A 15,496-nucleotide genomic window follows, 5' to 3' on the forward strand; every position below is an offset into this window, starting at 1 on the left:
AGCCAACATGGAAGGGCTCCTCTGGTCGGCCCGTGTGTCGACATCAGGAGCCGGGAACGTCTCCAAGTGACAGATCCAGGTTCGAGAACATCTCATCCTCGGAGAACTGGATAGCGTCTCGGTTTCCGATCGCAACGCCGTAGTAGTTCTCGCCGGTCGGGACGTGTGGCACCGAGAAGCTGAACCCACACCAGGTGTCTTGTATGTCGGTCGAGCCGTCGACGATCTGCAGCCCCTCCTCGTTGAGGTGCCCCAGCGCGATCGTCGTTCCACTGGCGTCTGTGATGACGACTTGAGCGCCCTGCTTCTGGTCGTCATAGCCGCGCTCGACCGCGCAAGGGCCGTCGACCGTGTTCTGCCCCGACTGCACGTTCGCGAGCCAATCAGCCTCGACCGCGACGGTGCCTCGGACCGTGCCAGTGCGCGCCTCCGTTGGTGTGGGCGAGGGCGAACTAGCCGGGGTGTCTCCGCCGCCCTGCCCGCACGCAGTCAGCGCCAGCACTGCAGCCGCGCTCGCGAGCCCCCATGTCCATCGCTTACCCATGCGCGCATTGTGCCGCACCCGTGTGACGGCTGGAGGTGATTCCGATCGCCGATCGCAGCATCGTCGTCCGGATCGGGGCGAACGTCACCGGGTTGGTGAACGGGCTCAGGACCGCGGAGAAGGCGGCTCAGGACTGGGGTAACAAGGCGCTCGGGTACGTCGAGAAGAACGAGCAGCACATCAACGCGCTGTCGCGAGGCTTCGGGATTGCCGGCGCCGCGCTGACCGGATTCGCGCTGCTCGCGGTGAAGAAGTTCGCTGACTTCGACGCCGCGATGTCGTCGGTGCAGGCCGCGACCATGGAGTCCACGGACAACATGGCACTGCTCCGGGACGCGGCGATCGACGCCGGTGCTCGGACCGTCTACTCGGCTACCGAGGCCGCCGGTGCCATCGAGGAGCTGGCGAAGGCAGGTGTCTCCACCGCGGACATCCTGGCTGGCGGGCTCGATGGTGCCCTCGACCTCGCGGCGTCGGGCGCGATTGGCGTTGGTGAGGCCGCGGAGATCGCCGCCTCAACGATGACCCAGTTCGGTCTCAAGGGAGCGGACGTCACCCATATCGCCGATGTGCTCGCCGCCGCGGCTGGCAAGGCTCAGGGTGGCGTGTCCGACATGGGCAACGCGATGAAGTACGTCGGTGTGCCCGCTGCGCAGCTCGGCGTGAGCCTAGAGCAGACTGCCGGTGCGATCGCCCTGTTCGCGTCGAACGGCATCATCGGCGAGCAGGCTGGCACCTCGCTGCGCTCGATGATCGCGTCGCTGACGTCGCCCTCGCAGGTCGCTCGAAAGCAGATGGACGAGCTCGGGATCACCGTCTTCGATGCCCAGGGCAAGTTCATCGGTCTCGACGGTGTGGCCGGCCAGCTTCACGACCGGCTCGGTGAGCTGACCGACGCCGAGCGCGCGAATGCCCTGGGTCGCATCTTCGGTAACGAGGCGCTGCAGGCAGCCAACGTCCTGACCAAGGAGGGCGCTGCAGGCGTTCAGGAGTGGACGCGGCAGGTCAACGATCAGGGCTACGCGGCGGAGCAGGCCGCCACGCGAATGGACAACCTCAAGGGCGACATCGAGGGCTTGTCTGGGTCGTTTGAGACTCTGCTGATCGGGCTGGGCGAGGGCGCCAATGGGCCGCTGCGGTCGCTTGTTCAGGGCCTCGATGCTGTGGTGGACAGCTTCAACGGTATGTCAGACGGCGCGAAGAACGCCACGATGGCGGTCATCGGTGGCGGCGGGCTCGCCACGCTCGGGGTGGCCGGCCTAGGCAAGCTCGTTGTTGGCATCGCTGAGGCGAAGGCCGCGATGGACGCTCTCAAGATCTCCGGCAGCACCGCGACGACCGCCCTCGGCGCCATCGGGGCCGTGCTGTACGTGGGCACGTCTCTGCTCTCCAACTGGGCCAATGCCGCCCAGCGCGCGAAGTCGGACACTGGCGACTTCGCCTCGACGCTGGATGAGGCGACCGGTGCGATCACCGACAGCACCGAGGCGATGGTGGCGCAGAAGGTCGGGTCCTCGGAGGCTGCCCGGATCTACAAAAACCTCGGCGGCAACGTCCAAGACCTCACCGGCTACGTCCTGGGTCAGGCGGACGCGATCGAGCGCGTCAACACACTCCTGGAGGAGCAGCCGAAGGAGTCGTTCTTCGGTTTCGAGTCGGACAGCTCCGGGGTCGCCCAGATCAAGACGGATCTCGAGTCGATCAACGGGTCGCTCGACGAGTCCCAGAAGCAGTGGGCGCTCCAGCGCGATGCGGCCGGCGGAGCTGCATCGGCGACCGGGGAGGCCACCTCTGCCCTCCAGCAGTACACGGACGGGCTTGCGAACGGCACATCCACCGTCGAGGACTACGCATCCGCGATCTCTGAGGTCGTCGAAGGTATGACCGCGGCAACGAACATCGCCCTGGCCGCCCGCGATGCTCAGCGAGGGTTTGAGGACGCGATCGACAGCGCCGCGGAGGCGCTCAAGGAGAACGGGCAGACCCTCGACATCACGACAGAGGCGGGGCGAGAGAACCAGGCCGCGCTCGACGGCATCGCATCCTCAGGGACGAAGCTCATCGACTCGCTCAAGGAGCAGGGGGCAGAGCAGTCGACGCTCCAGGCCACGATGCAGGCGACCCGGGACCGCTTCATCGAGGCGGCCGGCGCCTTCGGGATGTCGGCTGACGAAGCGAGCGCGTTGGCCGACGAGCTGGGCCTGATTCCCGAGAACGTGGTTGCCAATGTCCAGGTTAGGACGGCCCAGGCGGACGCCGACCTGGCGAACTTCCGCGCGCGACAGCAGTCGAACATCCTCGTGATCCAAGCCCGGGTGAACGCCGACCCGAACTATTCGCCGGCCACCACGGGCGGCGTCCAGGTACGGCGCGCCCGCGGCGGCATCCTCCCGGGCGCACCCTCGTCGACGGACAACATGCTCATCCACGCCGCGTCGGGTGAGTTCGTGGTGAACGCGATGGCGACCGCTCGGAACCGGGGCCTGCTGGAGGCGATCAACAGCGGCGCCTCCGTGCAGCAGCTCGCGTCAGGTGGCGAGGTCGGGCGGCAGTATGTCGCGCCAGCGGTGTACCACCAGCCCAGCGGCCCGACATCACGCGTTGTCCGGCAAGGGGACATCTTCCCGAACGCCACCATTGTGGCCGCAGACCCTCAGGAAGCGCGCAAGGAACTGAGTTCCGGGCTTAGGCTGGAGATGGCAGGGAGGCCACTGTGACCTTGTCCTGCACTTCGGTCGAATGGCGGGGGTTGACCCTCTCATCCGACATCGCTTCGCCATTCGGAATCAGGACTCTTGAGGGCTGGGACGAACTGCCGGATGTGCGTTCTGATGCGCCTGTTCGCCCCGCAGCTCACGGCCGATTCGACACGCCGGTGTGGTCAGACGAACGGGTGGTGACGCTCTCTGGGCAGATCGTGTCCCAGAGTCGCGACCAATTGCTCCAGGAACTGGCGGCCGTGATGACATGGGGGTCGCGTGGCGGCAGCAGTGAGGAGCTGACGATCACGCGCGCGGGGCGGACTCTCTCCTCTCGCGCGCGGCTCACAGCCTTCAAGACGCCGACCGGCGTCGGATGGGCTGTCGGCGAGGTGCCCTTCGTCATCGAGTGGCGTTGCCGCGACCCTCTGCGTTACGGCTCCCCGGAGTCGGCGCGGGCGACGTTCCCGACCAGGGTCGGAGGCTTGCGCTTCCCGCTGTACTCCAATGGCGCCGGCGGGGACGTGGGAGCCCTGGACTACGGGGAGCGGTCCACGACAGGTCGTTTGGCCTTGGCGAACCCGGGCACTGCTGATGTTTGGCCGCAGTTCCAGATCGACGGCCCGGTGGCCTCGGAGGGCTTCGAGATTGCGTTGGTCGGCACCGATCGGCGGATCCGGTTCTCGGGGCCTGTGGCGGCCGGTTCGGTGCTGGTGATCGACCCGGCGACGGGCACGGCGGTGATCGACGGCAGCGCTGACCGGGGTGGCCAGCTCACCTACCGGGACTGGTTCCCGGTGCCAGCCGGAGGGTCGATCGAGGTGGCGTTCATCCCGCTGGGTGCAGCGACGGATGCAGTTCTGACGGGCACGGTTCGCCCGGGATGGTGGTGACAGGATGACGGCCTTCCGCAGCATCGGGGCGCCTCTGGAGAACGACGGGTCGGGTACCGAGCCGATCGAGGTCCGCAAGGATTTGGCCGGTCTGGTCACGGGCGCGGGTGTCCTGCCTGGGGCAGACAGCCCTCTGGTCTCTGGCACCGCCGGGTGGGCCTATCAGGTGGGCCGCTGCAACCTCGTGTCCTCGCGTGGCAGCTCGGACGGGGTGCACCTGTGGGGCAACGACGGCCCGGTGACGGTCTCGACTGCCGACGACGGCACCTCGCTGTCCGCGCCAGGGTCGGGGGTCTCGCGGGTCGACATCATCTACGGCCTGCACCCGTCGAACGGGGAGAACGCGGACACCACTAGCCAGCCCTACTTCGCGGTCCGCAAGGGCACCCCCGCGTCGTCCCCACAGCCGCCAACACTGCCGGCCGGCGCGCTGGAGTTGGCCCGCAACACGATGACGTCCTCAGCGACGTCGACGTCCTCGACGGGGAACTCGATCCAGCAGACTGCCGAGGCCGCCGAGCCGATCGAGTCCGCACCGCTGACGATCCAGTACTCCTCCGAGGCCAACGTCGACATGACCGGCGCGGCCAACGCCTGGGTCGACTGGCTGACCCTAGCCACCCTGAACGTCCCGTCCTGGGCCACCCGGGTCGACGTGGTCATCGAGGTGAACGCGATGACCTACTCCTCCCCTGACGTGTCCGCGGCATGGTTCCGCACCAAGGTCGGGGCCACGCAAGGCACGGCGATCCGCGGGCCGTACAACCCCGCGGGCGGGTATGGGTCCTGGGTGATGTCCTCGACTCACACGGTGTCCCCGGGGGCGAGCCTGCCTCTGGTCTTCCAGGCCCGTCGCAACGCGACCGGCGGCGTGATCCGGGTCGCAGGTTCCAACAACACGATCATCACGGCAAAGGTGCGGTTCTACCGGTGAGGTCGATCCTCGTCGGTGAGCTGCGCACCGGGCGCCGGATCACGCAGATCCCAGTCTCGGGCGCCTCCTGGTCGGTGCAGCACCGCGGCACCGGAGAGATCTCCGTCGACATCCCGATCCAGGCCGAGGACTTCCGCAACTTGGAGCGCGAGTGGTTCGGCGGGCTCTACCCCGGCATGCCGGGCCTGTACCCCTCGGACGAGACATTCCCCGAGGCGGCGACGCCGGTGTGGCGGCCGGGTGATGGCCTGCGCTCGGAGTTCCTGTCCGCGATCGAGCCCGCCCGGTGCTTCATGGCGATCCTCGAAGACGACATCGTTGTCGAGGCCGGTCCGATCTGGGCTTGGGACTACACGGACAGCCGCGGCATCCTCAAGGTCAAGGCGCTGGGGTTGCGCAGTCTGTTCAACCACCGGTACGTCATGGGCGTCTTGGCTTCCGGGTGGGCGTCCTGGTCGGTCACCTACTCCGGTCTCTCGCTCGGCACGATCGCCAAGCGACTGGTCGCGCTGGCGATGTCCCACTCTGGCGGGGGGCTGCCGATCGACCTCCCGGACGATGAGACCGCGGCCGACGACGCGGACCACACCCGCACCTACCGCGGTCACGAGCTGGCTACCGTGCTCACTCGCCTCGACCAGCTCATGGATGTCCAGAACGGCCCGGACATCACATTCGAGCCCTACCTCACCACCGATCGGCTTGGCATCCGGTGGCGGATGCGAGTCGGAACCGAAGCTCAGCCGATGCTCTACCAGGCCGGGGACGACTGGGTCTGGGACGCCAGCGCAGCCCAGGGAGGCGTGTCGGGACTGTCGGTGTCCCGGGATGCCACCGCCCTGGCCCAGCGATCCTGGGTCACCGGCGCCGGCATGGACGAGGCGCTACTGATGGCCCGTCGAGAGCCCACACAGATCGGCGAGGGCGACCTGCGCGACGTGGGGTTCCCGCTGATGGAGGTATCCGAAGCGCGGTCTTCGATCGAACACCAGGCCACGGCTGACTCCTGGGCAACAGGGAACCTGCGGGCGGTGCTGCGGCCGATGCAGACATGGTCCTGCGAGGTCATCGCCCGCCCGACGAACACCGCGGGCGCGCCCGCCGGCCCTCAGCTCGGTCAGTACCGGCCCGGGGACTGGGCCAAGGTCTGGGTCCCGGCCACACACCCACTGCTGTCCCTGCTGCTCGCGGTGGGCGACGGCGCGTTCTACCGCACCCGGATCCTCGGCTTCTCTGGCGACCTCGGCGAGGCTGTCAAGCTCACCCTGGCCCCGATGATGGAGGCGCGATGATCGACGCATGGACCGGCCGGGCGCCGGCGTCCACAGAGTTCCCCCGAACCGAGACCGATGGTGTCAAGCAGCTCGTCGGCAAGCTCCAGGGGCTCTCCGCCGATCTGCGCGAATCGACCTCGAACCTCCTGCGCACCGCCGGGATCTACCTCACCGAGGCTGGCATGCGCATCGCGTCCTCCCTGACCATCGAGGGCGACCTGAGTTCGACGGGGTCGGCCAGCTTCGGTGGAACCTTGTCGACCACCGGCACGGCCAACATCGGCGGGGCCATGAATGTCACGGGTAACGCGGTGTTCTCCGGCGACCTCGCAGTGCCGAACGGGTCGATCACGAACGCCGCTCTGTCCAACCCGGTGACCTCTGCCATCGCCGCGCCTGGCACGGCAATGGGCTGGATCGTCAACGGCGGATCCGGAGTGTTCCAGACCAAGGCATCAACGACGATCGCGGTTCCGTCAGGGTATTCGCAGGCACTGGTGTTCGCCTCGGCCTCGGTGACCTATCAATCGCCCACATCTTCGAACCGGTTCGACATTCGGGCCGGAATTGGTGGGCAGTACGGTGCCCAGCTCATCAACCTCGCGAACCTCGTGGGTTCGTCCAGCGTGGCGCACAGCCGAACACTGACGGGGTTGTCGGGCGGGACGATCGCGCTCGAATGCCAGGTGGCGACCGCTGTGAACGAGGCGGCACAGGCCGCCAACACGGCAACCGTCACGGGGTTCGCCATCTTCTTCCGGTGAGGAGACCCCATGCCCGATCGTGTGATCCGACGCCTGAACGGACCGCGGGGCAGCTTCCTGTTGTGCATGGCGTTCCTGTGTGCCGCGCAGGTCGCCTCCTGCCTGCCGCCGGGAACATCGGGTGTGCCGCTGCCGGTCGGGCTCGATGTGCTAGAAGAGGTTGTCCCGCTGCCGCTGTACGCGACCTTGTGGGCGGTCACCGGGGCTCTGTGCATGGCCGGAGCGTTCCGGACGAAGCACACCCGCCGCACCAGGGTCGGAGCCGACGTGGCCGCGTTCTCTGCCGCCGCGGGGATGCTCGCCTGCTGGGGCGTCACGTACCTGCTCGGCTGGGCGTTTGACGACGTCCCGTCCCGCCAGTGGGTGATCGCCTTGCTCTATCTGGCGATGGCCGGCGCGACCGCTGCTGCAGGTCGGCTGATCAACCCCGCACCTGGGGAGGGCCGGTGACCGTCGACCCGTCCATCATCGTCGCGGTCGTCGGTGCCGCAGCCCTCGTGATCGGCACCACCATCACCGCAACTTTCACCCGGCGCTCTCACCGCGACACGAACCTACGTGCCGACCTGTCCGAACTGCGCGAACGCCTCGACGCCTCCGACCGTCGCCTCGCCGCCTCCGAGCGGCGAGAGCGGATCCGCGACGACTACATCCACCAACTGCGCTCCCTGCTCGACGAGGCCGGCGAGGATGTCCCGCCCTGGCCCGAGGGACTCACCACCGCCTGAGGAGGTCACCCCATGGCCTACACCAACGGCCGGCTCCCCGACTCGATCCTGGCGTCGATCACCGGGATGGCTGGCGCTCGGCTGCGATCCGGCCCGGCCGCGGCATGGGAGCAGCTTCGCCAGGCGGTGTTCGCCGCATACGGCTGGTACCCCGCCCCGACCGGGATCTCCGACGCCTACCGCTCCCACGCGGTGCAGGAGGCGACCTTCCGCGCCCGCTACCAGACGAGCTACGTGCAGTATGCCACCGGGAAGGTCGACCGCCGAGTCTGGAACGGGGTGGCCTACTACCGCAAGCCCGGCACCGCGGCTGCGGCCGTCCCGGGCACCTCGAACCACGGCCTCGGAATCGCCGTCGACATCACCGGACTGGGTGGTTTCGACGGGACCCGCTACAAGCAGCTCTCCGCCATCGCCGTTCCCCTGGACTGGTCGAACACCGAGGGCCGGTCCGTGGGCGAGGCGTGGCACTGGACCTACACCGGCCCAGCCGAGGCCACCTCGAACGACACCGCCATCACCGGCGCCGTCCCGGCCGCCCCGGACCTGATCGCACCCGACCCCATCGAGGAGGACCCCATGTCCGCAGCCGAGTCCGTCGCCCTTCTGACCCAGATCGTCGCCAAGCTCGACACCACCACCGAGATCATCGGCGTCCCGATCCAGGACACCCCCCTGGACAAGTCCAAGGGCCAGCACTTCTACCTCGTGAACTGGGCGAACGGCACCAAGCTCCACCTGAACTCCCGCGCCCTGGCCTACCACCGGGCCCGCGGACAGCTCGACATCATCGAGTGGCAGCCCACCGGGACCCTGGCCGGCCTCGTCCTGATCAAGTGAAGGAGACCCCTATGTCCCACACCCGGCCCGTCACGGCCGAGCCCACCGGCGCTACCAACCTCGGTGACCGCGGCGCCTCCTACCTGCGCACCGTAATCCCCGTGCTCTGGGGCACTCTCGTCGCCCAACTCCTGGCGTGGCTGACCCCGCTGCTGCCCGGAGGGGTCGGAGCCGCCGTGTCCGACTGGCTGTCCGGCGACGCCGCGATCGCCGCCGTCACCGCCGCGGTGATCGCGGTCTGGTACGTGCTCTGGCGCAAGATCGAGCCGTATCTTCCGGACTGGATCACCCGCCTGGTCCTCGGCTCGGCCGCCGCCCCGACCTACGCAAAGACCACCTCGGACGGCGCCGCGAGCGTGACCACCATGACCGCAGCCACCGGGTCGATCACTGGCCTCCCCATCACCATCACCGACACCGACGAGGGTGATGCGGACTACGTGATCCACGACCTCGCAGCCCTCGACATGCCCGAGATCGTCAACACCCGCACCGCGGGCTGACCACCACACGAGAGGCAGGAGGCCGCCGTGACCGAGCCCGTCGACTGGGAGGACTTCCCGTCCACCGCGACCCCGCTGAACGCGGCGAACCTGCGCAAGAACAGCGCCTACATCACGGCTCAGGCCAACGCCGCGACCATCGCGGCCGGGCAGGCGGTCGATGCGCGGGAGGCCGCCGCCGCGATCGCTGCCGGGGCCACGGTCGACGGCATGGTCTCCGGGCTGGTCTCCGACCCGGACACCGCCACCGGCCAGCAGATCCGCGCCCTAGTGGCCTCTGGGCAAACCCTCTGGGAGTCCGTGCAGCGCCCCACCGTCTCGACTGCGGGCACCGACCCCGCCGCGGACACGATGGGCGCCAAGCTCCTGTCGATCCTGCGGCTGAACACCAAGTACAACCTGAACACGTGGTGGACGGCCACATGGGCGCCCCAGGATGCGGCGGACTACCTCGACTTCGGGGACGTCGTGGAGTCCGCGATCCGGCCCTCCGCGTGCGCCGCCTACGGAGCATCGGCGGTAATGTTCACCGGACACTGGGACACCTCGATCATCGGGCTGACCCCGACCCAGGGCGCGGCACGCATCGTGCGGTGGGTCCGGTCGTTGGCCTACCGGCACTCGTCCAACATGCCGGGTGGATGGGGACGGGTGTGGCAGTCCGCGCTCTGGGCAGCCCAGACAGGGCACGCAGCCTGGCTGATGTGGGATCACCTGTCCGACGGCGACAAGCAGCTCGTGGTCAACATGGTGGTCGATGAGGCCGATAACCCCTACCAACAGTTCCCCGCGTTCTGGATGACCGCCGCCGGCGTCGAAGCCCGCCCCGGGAACTCCGGGGCCGAGGAGAACGCCTGGTGGGCGATGATCTGGCACCTGGCCGCCGCCATGCTGCCCGACCACCCGCACGCTCCTTGGTGGCGGGCCAAGGCGATCGCGTTCGACGCCGCTGCGTGGTCCCAGCCTGTCGACCAGAACGACCCCACCCCCATCGACGGGCGAGCCCTCGGAGACTTCGTGGACGGGTGGAACGTCAAGGCCGACGGCACCGTGATCAACCATGACATCGTCCACCCCGACTACATGGCCGCCGCCACCCTCAGCTTCGACGGGGCGATCACAGCGTCCCTGACAGGGAACATCACCCCCCGCTCCGTGCTGCATGGCGTCGACCGCGTGTGGGCGTCGCTCGTCCAGCGCAACTTCACCACCGGCGAGGGCTTCAACTCCCCCGGCGGCACGATCTACGTCACCGGGTCGGCGAACCTGTACTACCCACAGGGCAACGACTGGTCTGGCGCCGGGCTGTCCACCCGGGTGGCCGACAAGGCCGCCTTCGACGTCATGGTCTCGGTCATGGGTCTGGACCGCGCGGTCACCCCGAACGGCGCCACTTGGGCCGGACTCCACCTCGATGCAGTCCAGACCATGCAGGCCCGCTCAACCACCGGGCAGGTCTACCAGGCTGCCAACGAGGACTACTACAACGGTCGCGAACAGTGGGTCTCCATGTGCGCCGGCCTGGGCTGGCTCACCAAGCACATCGTCAGCCGCGGGATGTTCAAGGTCGACGAAGCCGGACGCACTACACCCGCCGGGCGCTTGGTTATCGTCCGCGGCTCGACCACCGTGGCGACGCCCACCACCTCGCTGCAATCCAGCGCCGTCCTCCCGTTCGGCGTGACGTTCCTCGCGGCACCCACCGTCCTGGTCACGACCCCGATCAACAGCTCCGGGGCGCGCGTCTCCGCCAACGCCGTGGCCATCACCACCACCGGCTTCCAGGTCCGATACGTCGCCTCCGCGAACTTCACCGGCACTGCGGGAGTCGAATGGGTCGCCCTCGGCCTCATCCCCTGACGGACGCCGCACACGCCTGCGCCCCGCTCTCCCTCGGGAGGGCGGGGCGCTTTGGCGTCCTCAGAGGTCAATGGCGGCGCGTGCGCCGTGGTTCCGACGCCGCCCCCGCGGCGGTGACGCTCCGAAGCCACCGCTGCGCGGGCATCTCCAGGAACTTGTGCGCCAGGGCGGCCACAGCGAACGTGCCGACCACATACGCCGCGAACACCAGGCGTGAGCTGTAGTTGAGGTTCCAGCCGAGAGCCGAGTCGAGCGTCACGAAGGCGAGCTGCACTGGGAAGTGGCACATGTAGATCGCATAGGACAGCGATCCGAGGTAGGCGAACGGGCGCCAACTCAGCATTGCGGACATCGGGCGGAGGTTCAGGACTGCGATCACCAGCAACGGCCAGATCGCAAGAGTGTAGACCGAGTGCTCTCGCCCAAACGCTTCGTGCCCCCGAAGGGTCCCGATCGCGGCGAGGACAACCAGCCCGATGACGGCCACACCGGCGAGAAGCCCTCGACAACCGGCAGCTCGCGCCCATTCATGCAAGGTGTAGACGAGACACCCCATGAAGAAGCCCACGAGCACTTGACCGATCTGCCAGTTGAACACCGGACCGACGAGCACGGTCTCGTTCGCACTCAGTCGCAGGCCGAGCACAACCAAGAGTGCGAACATCCCGGTCCGGACGCCCGGGGACGTCACGCGCACCGCGACCGCGAAGAACAGCACGTACGCGACGATCTCGACGGCAACCGACCATGACGGGCCGTTGAAGGAGAACCTCGTCTCCAGCAGGCCGTTCTGGACAAACCCGAGGTTGAGCAGGAAGTGGTACACGTCGTTGGTCGGGTAGACGAAGTAGCCGCCGTTGAGTGCTCGGTACAGAGGCTGCAGCGCTGCGACGACGACCAGTGTCACCAGATGCAGCGGATACAGGCGCGACCAGCGCAGGGCGGCGAACCGGCCGAATGAGATCGACCCTGAGGAGACTCGCCGGAGGTACACGTGGCAGAACACGAACCCGCTGATCACGAAGAACAGCTCGACCAGCGAGTTGCCGTAGTGGTGCAGCCAGTACGCGCGCCGCGCGAACGGCAGCACGTCGGGCCGGAAGTGCTGGTAGTGGTAGAAGAACGCAACCCCCGCTGCAGCTACGCCACGGAGGCCGTCCAGCGCGCCGATGCGGTTGGGCGCCACCGGGATGGCCGTCGTCGCAGTCACAGTCGCACACCTTATCCACAGATTTTGCCCGTCCCGCACAACGCTGGAGCAGGGCGTCAGACTGCATTGATGGACGACCTGATCGAGCAGTGGGCCGACGTGATTCGCGACGACGGCGGCGAGTGGTGGCCGGCGCTCCCCTGAGCCGCCTGAATCGCCGATGTCGCACCTTCGGCGCAAACTGCGCTGGTGCACGACCCCGACCGCTGGGTGCGCACGCGGAAGGGCTACCTCCGCGTGCCCCCGCCCTACTGCCCCGCCTGCGGCTGGGGGTGGCCAACCTTCGGGCCCTGGCGCCCCCGCGAAGGCACCATGTTCTGCTCCTGCACCCCGGAGCACTCGCACACCGTGTGGACCTGCTCCTGCGGTGCGCTCGTCGCCGAGGGGTGCACCGACGTCACCCAGTGGGGTCGCGCGTCGGTGCCGGCCGGGATGCCGGACGAGCTGCGGTGGGCGTGCTGAGTGCCCTGCGTACTGACGCGCGGGCCTACACACTGGCGTCATGCGATCTCCGAGCTACCCGCCCGCGCTGCTGCGGCGTGAGGACGCCGCCGAGTACCTCGCGGTCTCGCCGCGCAAGCTGGACGAGCTGCAGGCCAAGGGCGTGGTCATTCCGGTACGCCTCGACGGCATGAAGCGGTTCCGCCGGTCCGACCTCGACGACATCGCCGCCGGGCTGCCGGACTGGGACTGAGCGCTCAGGACTCGATCTGCGGGTGCGCGGGCGAGAGGGCGGCCGACAATGCGTTCGCGACTGCACTGCGGGCAGACGGCAAGAGGTGCCCGTAGACGGACGTGGTCGTCGTGATCGACTCGTGGCCCATGTGCGCCTGCACGACGTTGAGCGGGGCGCCGGCAGCCAGCAACCAACTGGCGCACGAGTGGCGCGCGTCGTGGACGCGGGGACGCTTCCCGAGGGCGACCTTTGCCGGCTCAATCACCTTCCCGGAGGCATCGCGCCGGCGCGACACCCGCTTCGCCGTCGGTCCAGGAGCCTGCCCAGGCTCACCGTTCGCCAGCCGCACCGCGGGCTGCCAGGCGTTGTCGTGGAAGGTCTGCAGCCGCACGGCCTTCCCCAGCGCGTTGGTGAACAACAGCCGGTCTCCCGGTGCGTCCTCGACTAGAGGGCGCAGTATCTCCACCGTCTCCGGAGCCAGAGACAGGGTGCGCACCGAGCGCCGCGACTTCGGCGGTCCGATGCGCTTGCCGTTGTCCTTCCACGCCTTCGTGATCGAGAGCGACCCGGCGACGAGATCGACGTCTGCCACCGTCAGGGCGGTCGCCTCGGAGAACCGAGCGCCAGTGCCGAACAGGGTTGCCACGAGCGGCTGCCAGGCCGGGGTGAAGTAGGTCAGGAACTCCGCGTACTCCTCCGGCGTGAGGAACGTCATCGGCTCGGAGACTGTCCGCGGGAGCCTGGTCCCCTCGCACGGGTTGGAGTCCACCAGCCCTGCCCGGACCGCATGGCGCATCACAGCCGAGAGGAAGCCGTGCTTGTTCCTGATCGTCTTCCCGGACTGCCCGGCCTTCTCTAGTGCATTCACCCAGCGGGACACCCGCTCCGGGGTGAGGGCTCGCAACGGCAGTTCGGCGATCGACGTGAAGTCGTTGCGGATGTAGGCCCGGCACTTGTCCCTGTAGCCGGCGCCGACGCCGGACATGCCCTCGACGTGCTCCGAGGCCCATGCGGCAACGGTCTGCGCTCGCTCCACGGTGTCGACCTGATCCCACTCCGCCAGGACCTCCAGCGCCTCGGCGGGCCCGATGTCGTCGATCAAGCGGGCGAAGCGTTCCGCCGCCCGGCGGTCGTCGAACGTCTCGGAAGTCTGCTTGCCCTCCACCCGGAACAGGACCTGGTGCGCGGTCGCGGACTGGCCCTCCCGCGGGCGCTTCCGCTCCCGAGTCCTGATCGTCGCCATGGTCCCATCCTGTCACTCTCGGGTGTTGACCGCGTCAACACTTGTCCACGTCGACGGCTCGCCCGATGCGCCCGTTCGCTCTGCCAATAGCCGGAATCACGCGGATCACTCGCGTCCTCGCAGCTCAATTCTACCCGGGTAGGAGATTCAAGTCCCCCTCCGGACACAGCCAGCGACACGACCCCAGGTCGAGCGTCGCTGACACGATCTGGGCCTGTGGTTGGAACTCCAACCGCAGGCCCATCGTCGTGTACAGGGCTGAACGTTCGGAGTCAGTCGCACGCGTGAGGGCAGACGCGATCCCGCCGACCCGTTCGATGAGAGCAGACATCTCACGGTCGCTGAACGGGCGAGTGGGGCGCGTCACGGCGGCGATCTGAGCAGCGAGCGATGCTCGCTCCGCCTCTCGTCGCCGTACCTGGGCGAGAACAGCGTCCGAGGTTAACCCGCGCTCCAGCACGCTCATGAGGTTGCCAAGTGCGGCCTCGACCTCGCGCTGCTGGACACGGAGCGAGACGAGCTCGGAAGGCTCCGATGAGGCTTCCTGCTCATCGGCGAGCCACCGTGGGTCGCCGAAGGTCTCAGCGATCCAGCCGTCCAACGTCGGTAGGACGTCGGCCTGGTTCAGGTACGCGGTCTTGGGGTGGTCGGCGAGCTCAGCAGGGATCGAGCGCATCTTGCCAAGCTCACATCGGTAGAGAGTGCGGCTCGGAGCACGGAACGATCCCTGCATCCGCGTGCCGCAGGCGCAGAACAACAGTCCGCGGAGCGGGTACGCGTGGAGGCTCTCCCGCGGCTTCGTCGAGCGGGATCGCGTTGGGCCGCCCGATAGGCGCTTCTGTGCAGCGGCGAAGACGTCATCGGAGACGAGCGCTTCGTGTGTCGGTCCCCCTACTGGAATCACCCAGGAGTCCCGATCACGCCACCGCATCCGGGTGACGTTGCCCGCACCGACGTCGTCTGTGTCGATCAGCTCTTCGAACTTCTCCTGCTTCCCCCACACGCGTACGCCCGTGTAGACAGGGTTGGCGACGATCGCCCGCACCGTCCCGTGCGACCAGCCGCGCAGATCACGATGGGAGTTCCGGCTGGGGTCGTGAGCCGACGGAGAGGGGATGTTGTCGTCGGTGAGGAGCTGAGCGATGGCACGGAAACCATGGCCGGCAAGGTAGAGGTCGAAGATGCGCCCACGTGGGGCGCGGTAACTGGATCCGGCTTCAGGCGATGTGCGCGCTGCCCGGCTGCCGCCTTCGAACGGTTGGGGTGTGGTCCAGCGTCCGCCAGCGTGTAGCCGTACCGAGGACGTCCTCCGAGGTACCGGTCGGTTG

General features: G+C 68.1%; 16 protein-coding genes. 12 read left to right on the forward strand and 4 right to left on the reverse strand.

The window, feature by feature from the left end; all coding sequences use genetic code 11:
- Positions 1–43: 43 nt before the first annotated feature.
- Positions 44–544, reverse strand: coding sequence for a hypothetical protein (locus tag HGA03_RS06045; protein WP_168629327.1), 501 nt, complete (start codon positions 542–544; stop codon positions 44–46).
- A gap of 35 nt (positions 545–579) precedes the next feature.
- On the opposite strand from HGA03_RS06045, the gene HGA03_RS06050 reads away from it, so the two are divergent.
- The 10 genes from HGA03_RS06050 to HGA03_RS06095 are packed head-to-tail and all read left to right on the forward strand — an operon-like array spanning position 580 to position 11,039.
- Complete coding sequence (locus HGA03_RS06050) at positions 580–3,261, forward strand: phage tail tape measure protein (RefSeq protein ID WP_168629328.1); 2,682 nt, start codon at positions 580–582, stop codon at positions 3,259–3,261.
- Entirely contained in the window at positions 3,258–4,136 is an 879-nt protein-coding gene (locus tag HGA03_RS06055; protein ID WP_168629329.1) for a phage distal tail protein, read from the forward strand. Before HGA03_RS06050 ends, HGA03_RS06055 begins: the two co-directional genes overlap by 4 nt.
- 4 nt (positions 4,137–4,140) lie before the next feature.
- Positions 4,141–5,070, forward strand: a complete 930-nt coding sequence (locus tag HGA03_RS06060; protein WP_168629330.1) for a hypothetical protein — start codon at positions 4,141–4,143, stop codon at positions 5,068–5,070.
- Positions 5,067–6,362 (forward strand): hypothetical protein, encoded by a 1,296-nt coding sequence (locus HGA03_RS06065; RefSeq protein ID WP_168629331.1) that lies wholly within the window; start codon positions 5,067–5,069, stop codon positions 6,360–6,362. Before HGA03_RS06060 ends, HGA03_RS06065 begins: the two co-directional genes overlap by 4 nt.
- The gene (locus HGA03_RS06070) at positions 6,359–7,108 is read left to right on the forward strand and encodes a hypothetical protein (protein WP_168629332.1); all 750 of its coding nucleotides are present in this window, start codon (positions 6,359–6,361) and stop codon (positions 7,106–7,108) included. The genes HGA03_RS06065 and HGA03_RS06070 overlap by 4 nt, the downstream gene beginning before the upstream one ends.
- Before the next feature lie 9 nt (positions 7,109–7,117).
- Positions 7,118–7,558 carry a hypothetical protein gene (locus HGA03_RS06075; protein ID WP_168629333.1) on the forward strand — a complete coding sequence of 147 codons (441 nt, stop codon included), beginning with the start codon at positions 7,118–7,120 and terminating at the stop codon, positions 7,556–7,558.
- Positions 7,555–7,836: a hypothetical protein gene (locus HGA03_RS06080; RefSeq protein ID WP_168629334.1), complete on the forward strand. Its 282-nt coding sequence runs from the start codon at positions 7,555–7,557 to the stop codon at positions 7,834–7,836. The genes HGA03_RS06075 and HGA03_RS06080 overlap by 4 nt, the downstream gene beginning before the upstream one ends.
- A gap of 12 nt (positions 7,837–7,848) precedes the next feature.
- Positions 7,849–8,676, forward strand: coding sequence for a D-alanyl-D-alanine carboxypeptidase family protein (locus HGA03_RS06085; protein WP_168629335.1), 828 nt, complete (start codon positions 7,849–7,851; stop codon positions 8,674–8,676).
- A gap of 11 nt (positions 8,677–8,687) precedes the next feature.
- Positions 8,688–9,179 carry a hypothetical protein gene (locus HGA03_RS18410; RefSeq protein ID WP_203767738.1) on the forward strand — a complete coding sequence of 164 codons (492 nt, stop codon included), beginning with the start codon at positions 8,688–8,690 and terminating at the stop codon, positions 9,177–9,179.
- Positions 9,180–9,206: 27 nt separating this feature from the next.
- Positions 9,207–11,039: an H-type lectin domain-containing protein gene (locus HGA03_RS06095; protein ID WP_168629336.1), complete on the forward strand. Its 1,833-nt coding sequence runs from the start codon at positions 9,207–9,209 to the stop codon at positions 11,037–11,039.
- 67 nt (positions 11,040–11,106) lie between these two features.
- Here HGA03_RS06095 and HGA03_RS06100 read toward each other — a convergent pair whose 3' ends face one another.
- The gene (locus tag HGA03_RS06100; protein WP_168629337.1) at positions 11,107–12,249 is read right to left on the reverse strand and encodes an acyltransferase family protein; all 1,143 of its coding nucleotides are present in this window, start codon (positions 12,247–12,249) and stop codon (positions 11,107–11,109) included.
- 312 nt (positions 12,250–12,561) lie between these two features.
- On the opposite strand from HGA03_RS06100, the gene HGA03_RS06105 reads away from it, so the two are divergent.
- The gene (locus HGA03_RS06105; protein WP_168629338.1) at positions 12,562–12,711 is read left to right on the forward strand and encodes a hypothetical protein; all 150 of its coding nucleotides are present in this window, start codon (positions 12,562–12,564) and stop codon (positions 12,709–12,711) included.
- A gap of 40 nt (positions 12,712–12,751) precedes the next feature.
- Positions 12,752–12,943 carry a helix-turn-helix domain-containing protein gene (locus HGA03_RS06110; protein ID WP_168629339.1) on the forward strand — a complete coding sequence of 64 codons (192 nt, stop codon included), beginning with the start codon at positions 12,752–12,754 and terminating at the stop codon, positions 12,941–12,943.
- Between the two features lie 4 nt (positions 12,944–12,947).
- Here the strand turns inward: HGA03_RS06110 and HGA03_RS06115 are convergent, their stop codons facing one another.
- On the reverse strand, positions 12,948–14,168 hold the full coding sequence (locus HGA03_RS06115) for a tyrosine-type recombinase/integrase (protein ID WP_168629340.1): 1,221 nt from the start codon (positions 14,166–14,168) through the stop codon (positions 12,948–12,950).
- 130 nt (positions 14,169–14,298) lie between these two features.
- Positions 14,299–15,351, reverse strand: a complete 1,053-nt coding sequence (locus HGA03_RS18415; RefSeq protein ID WP_345719351.1) for a recombinase family protein — start codon at positions 15,349–15,351, stop codon at positions 14,299–14,301.
- Between the last annotated feature and the right edge of the window lie 145 nt (positions 15,352–15,496).

This window comes from Cellulomonas denverensis, assembly GCF_012396125.1.
Classification (GTDB): Bacteria; Actinomycetota; Actinomycetes; order Actinomycetales; family Cellulomonadaceae; genus Cellulomonas; species Cellulomonas denverensis.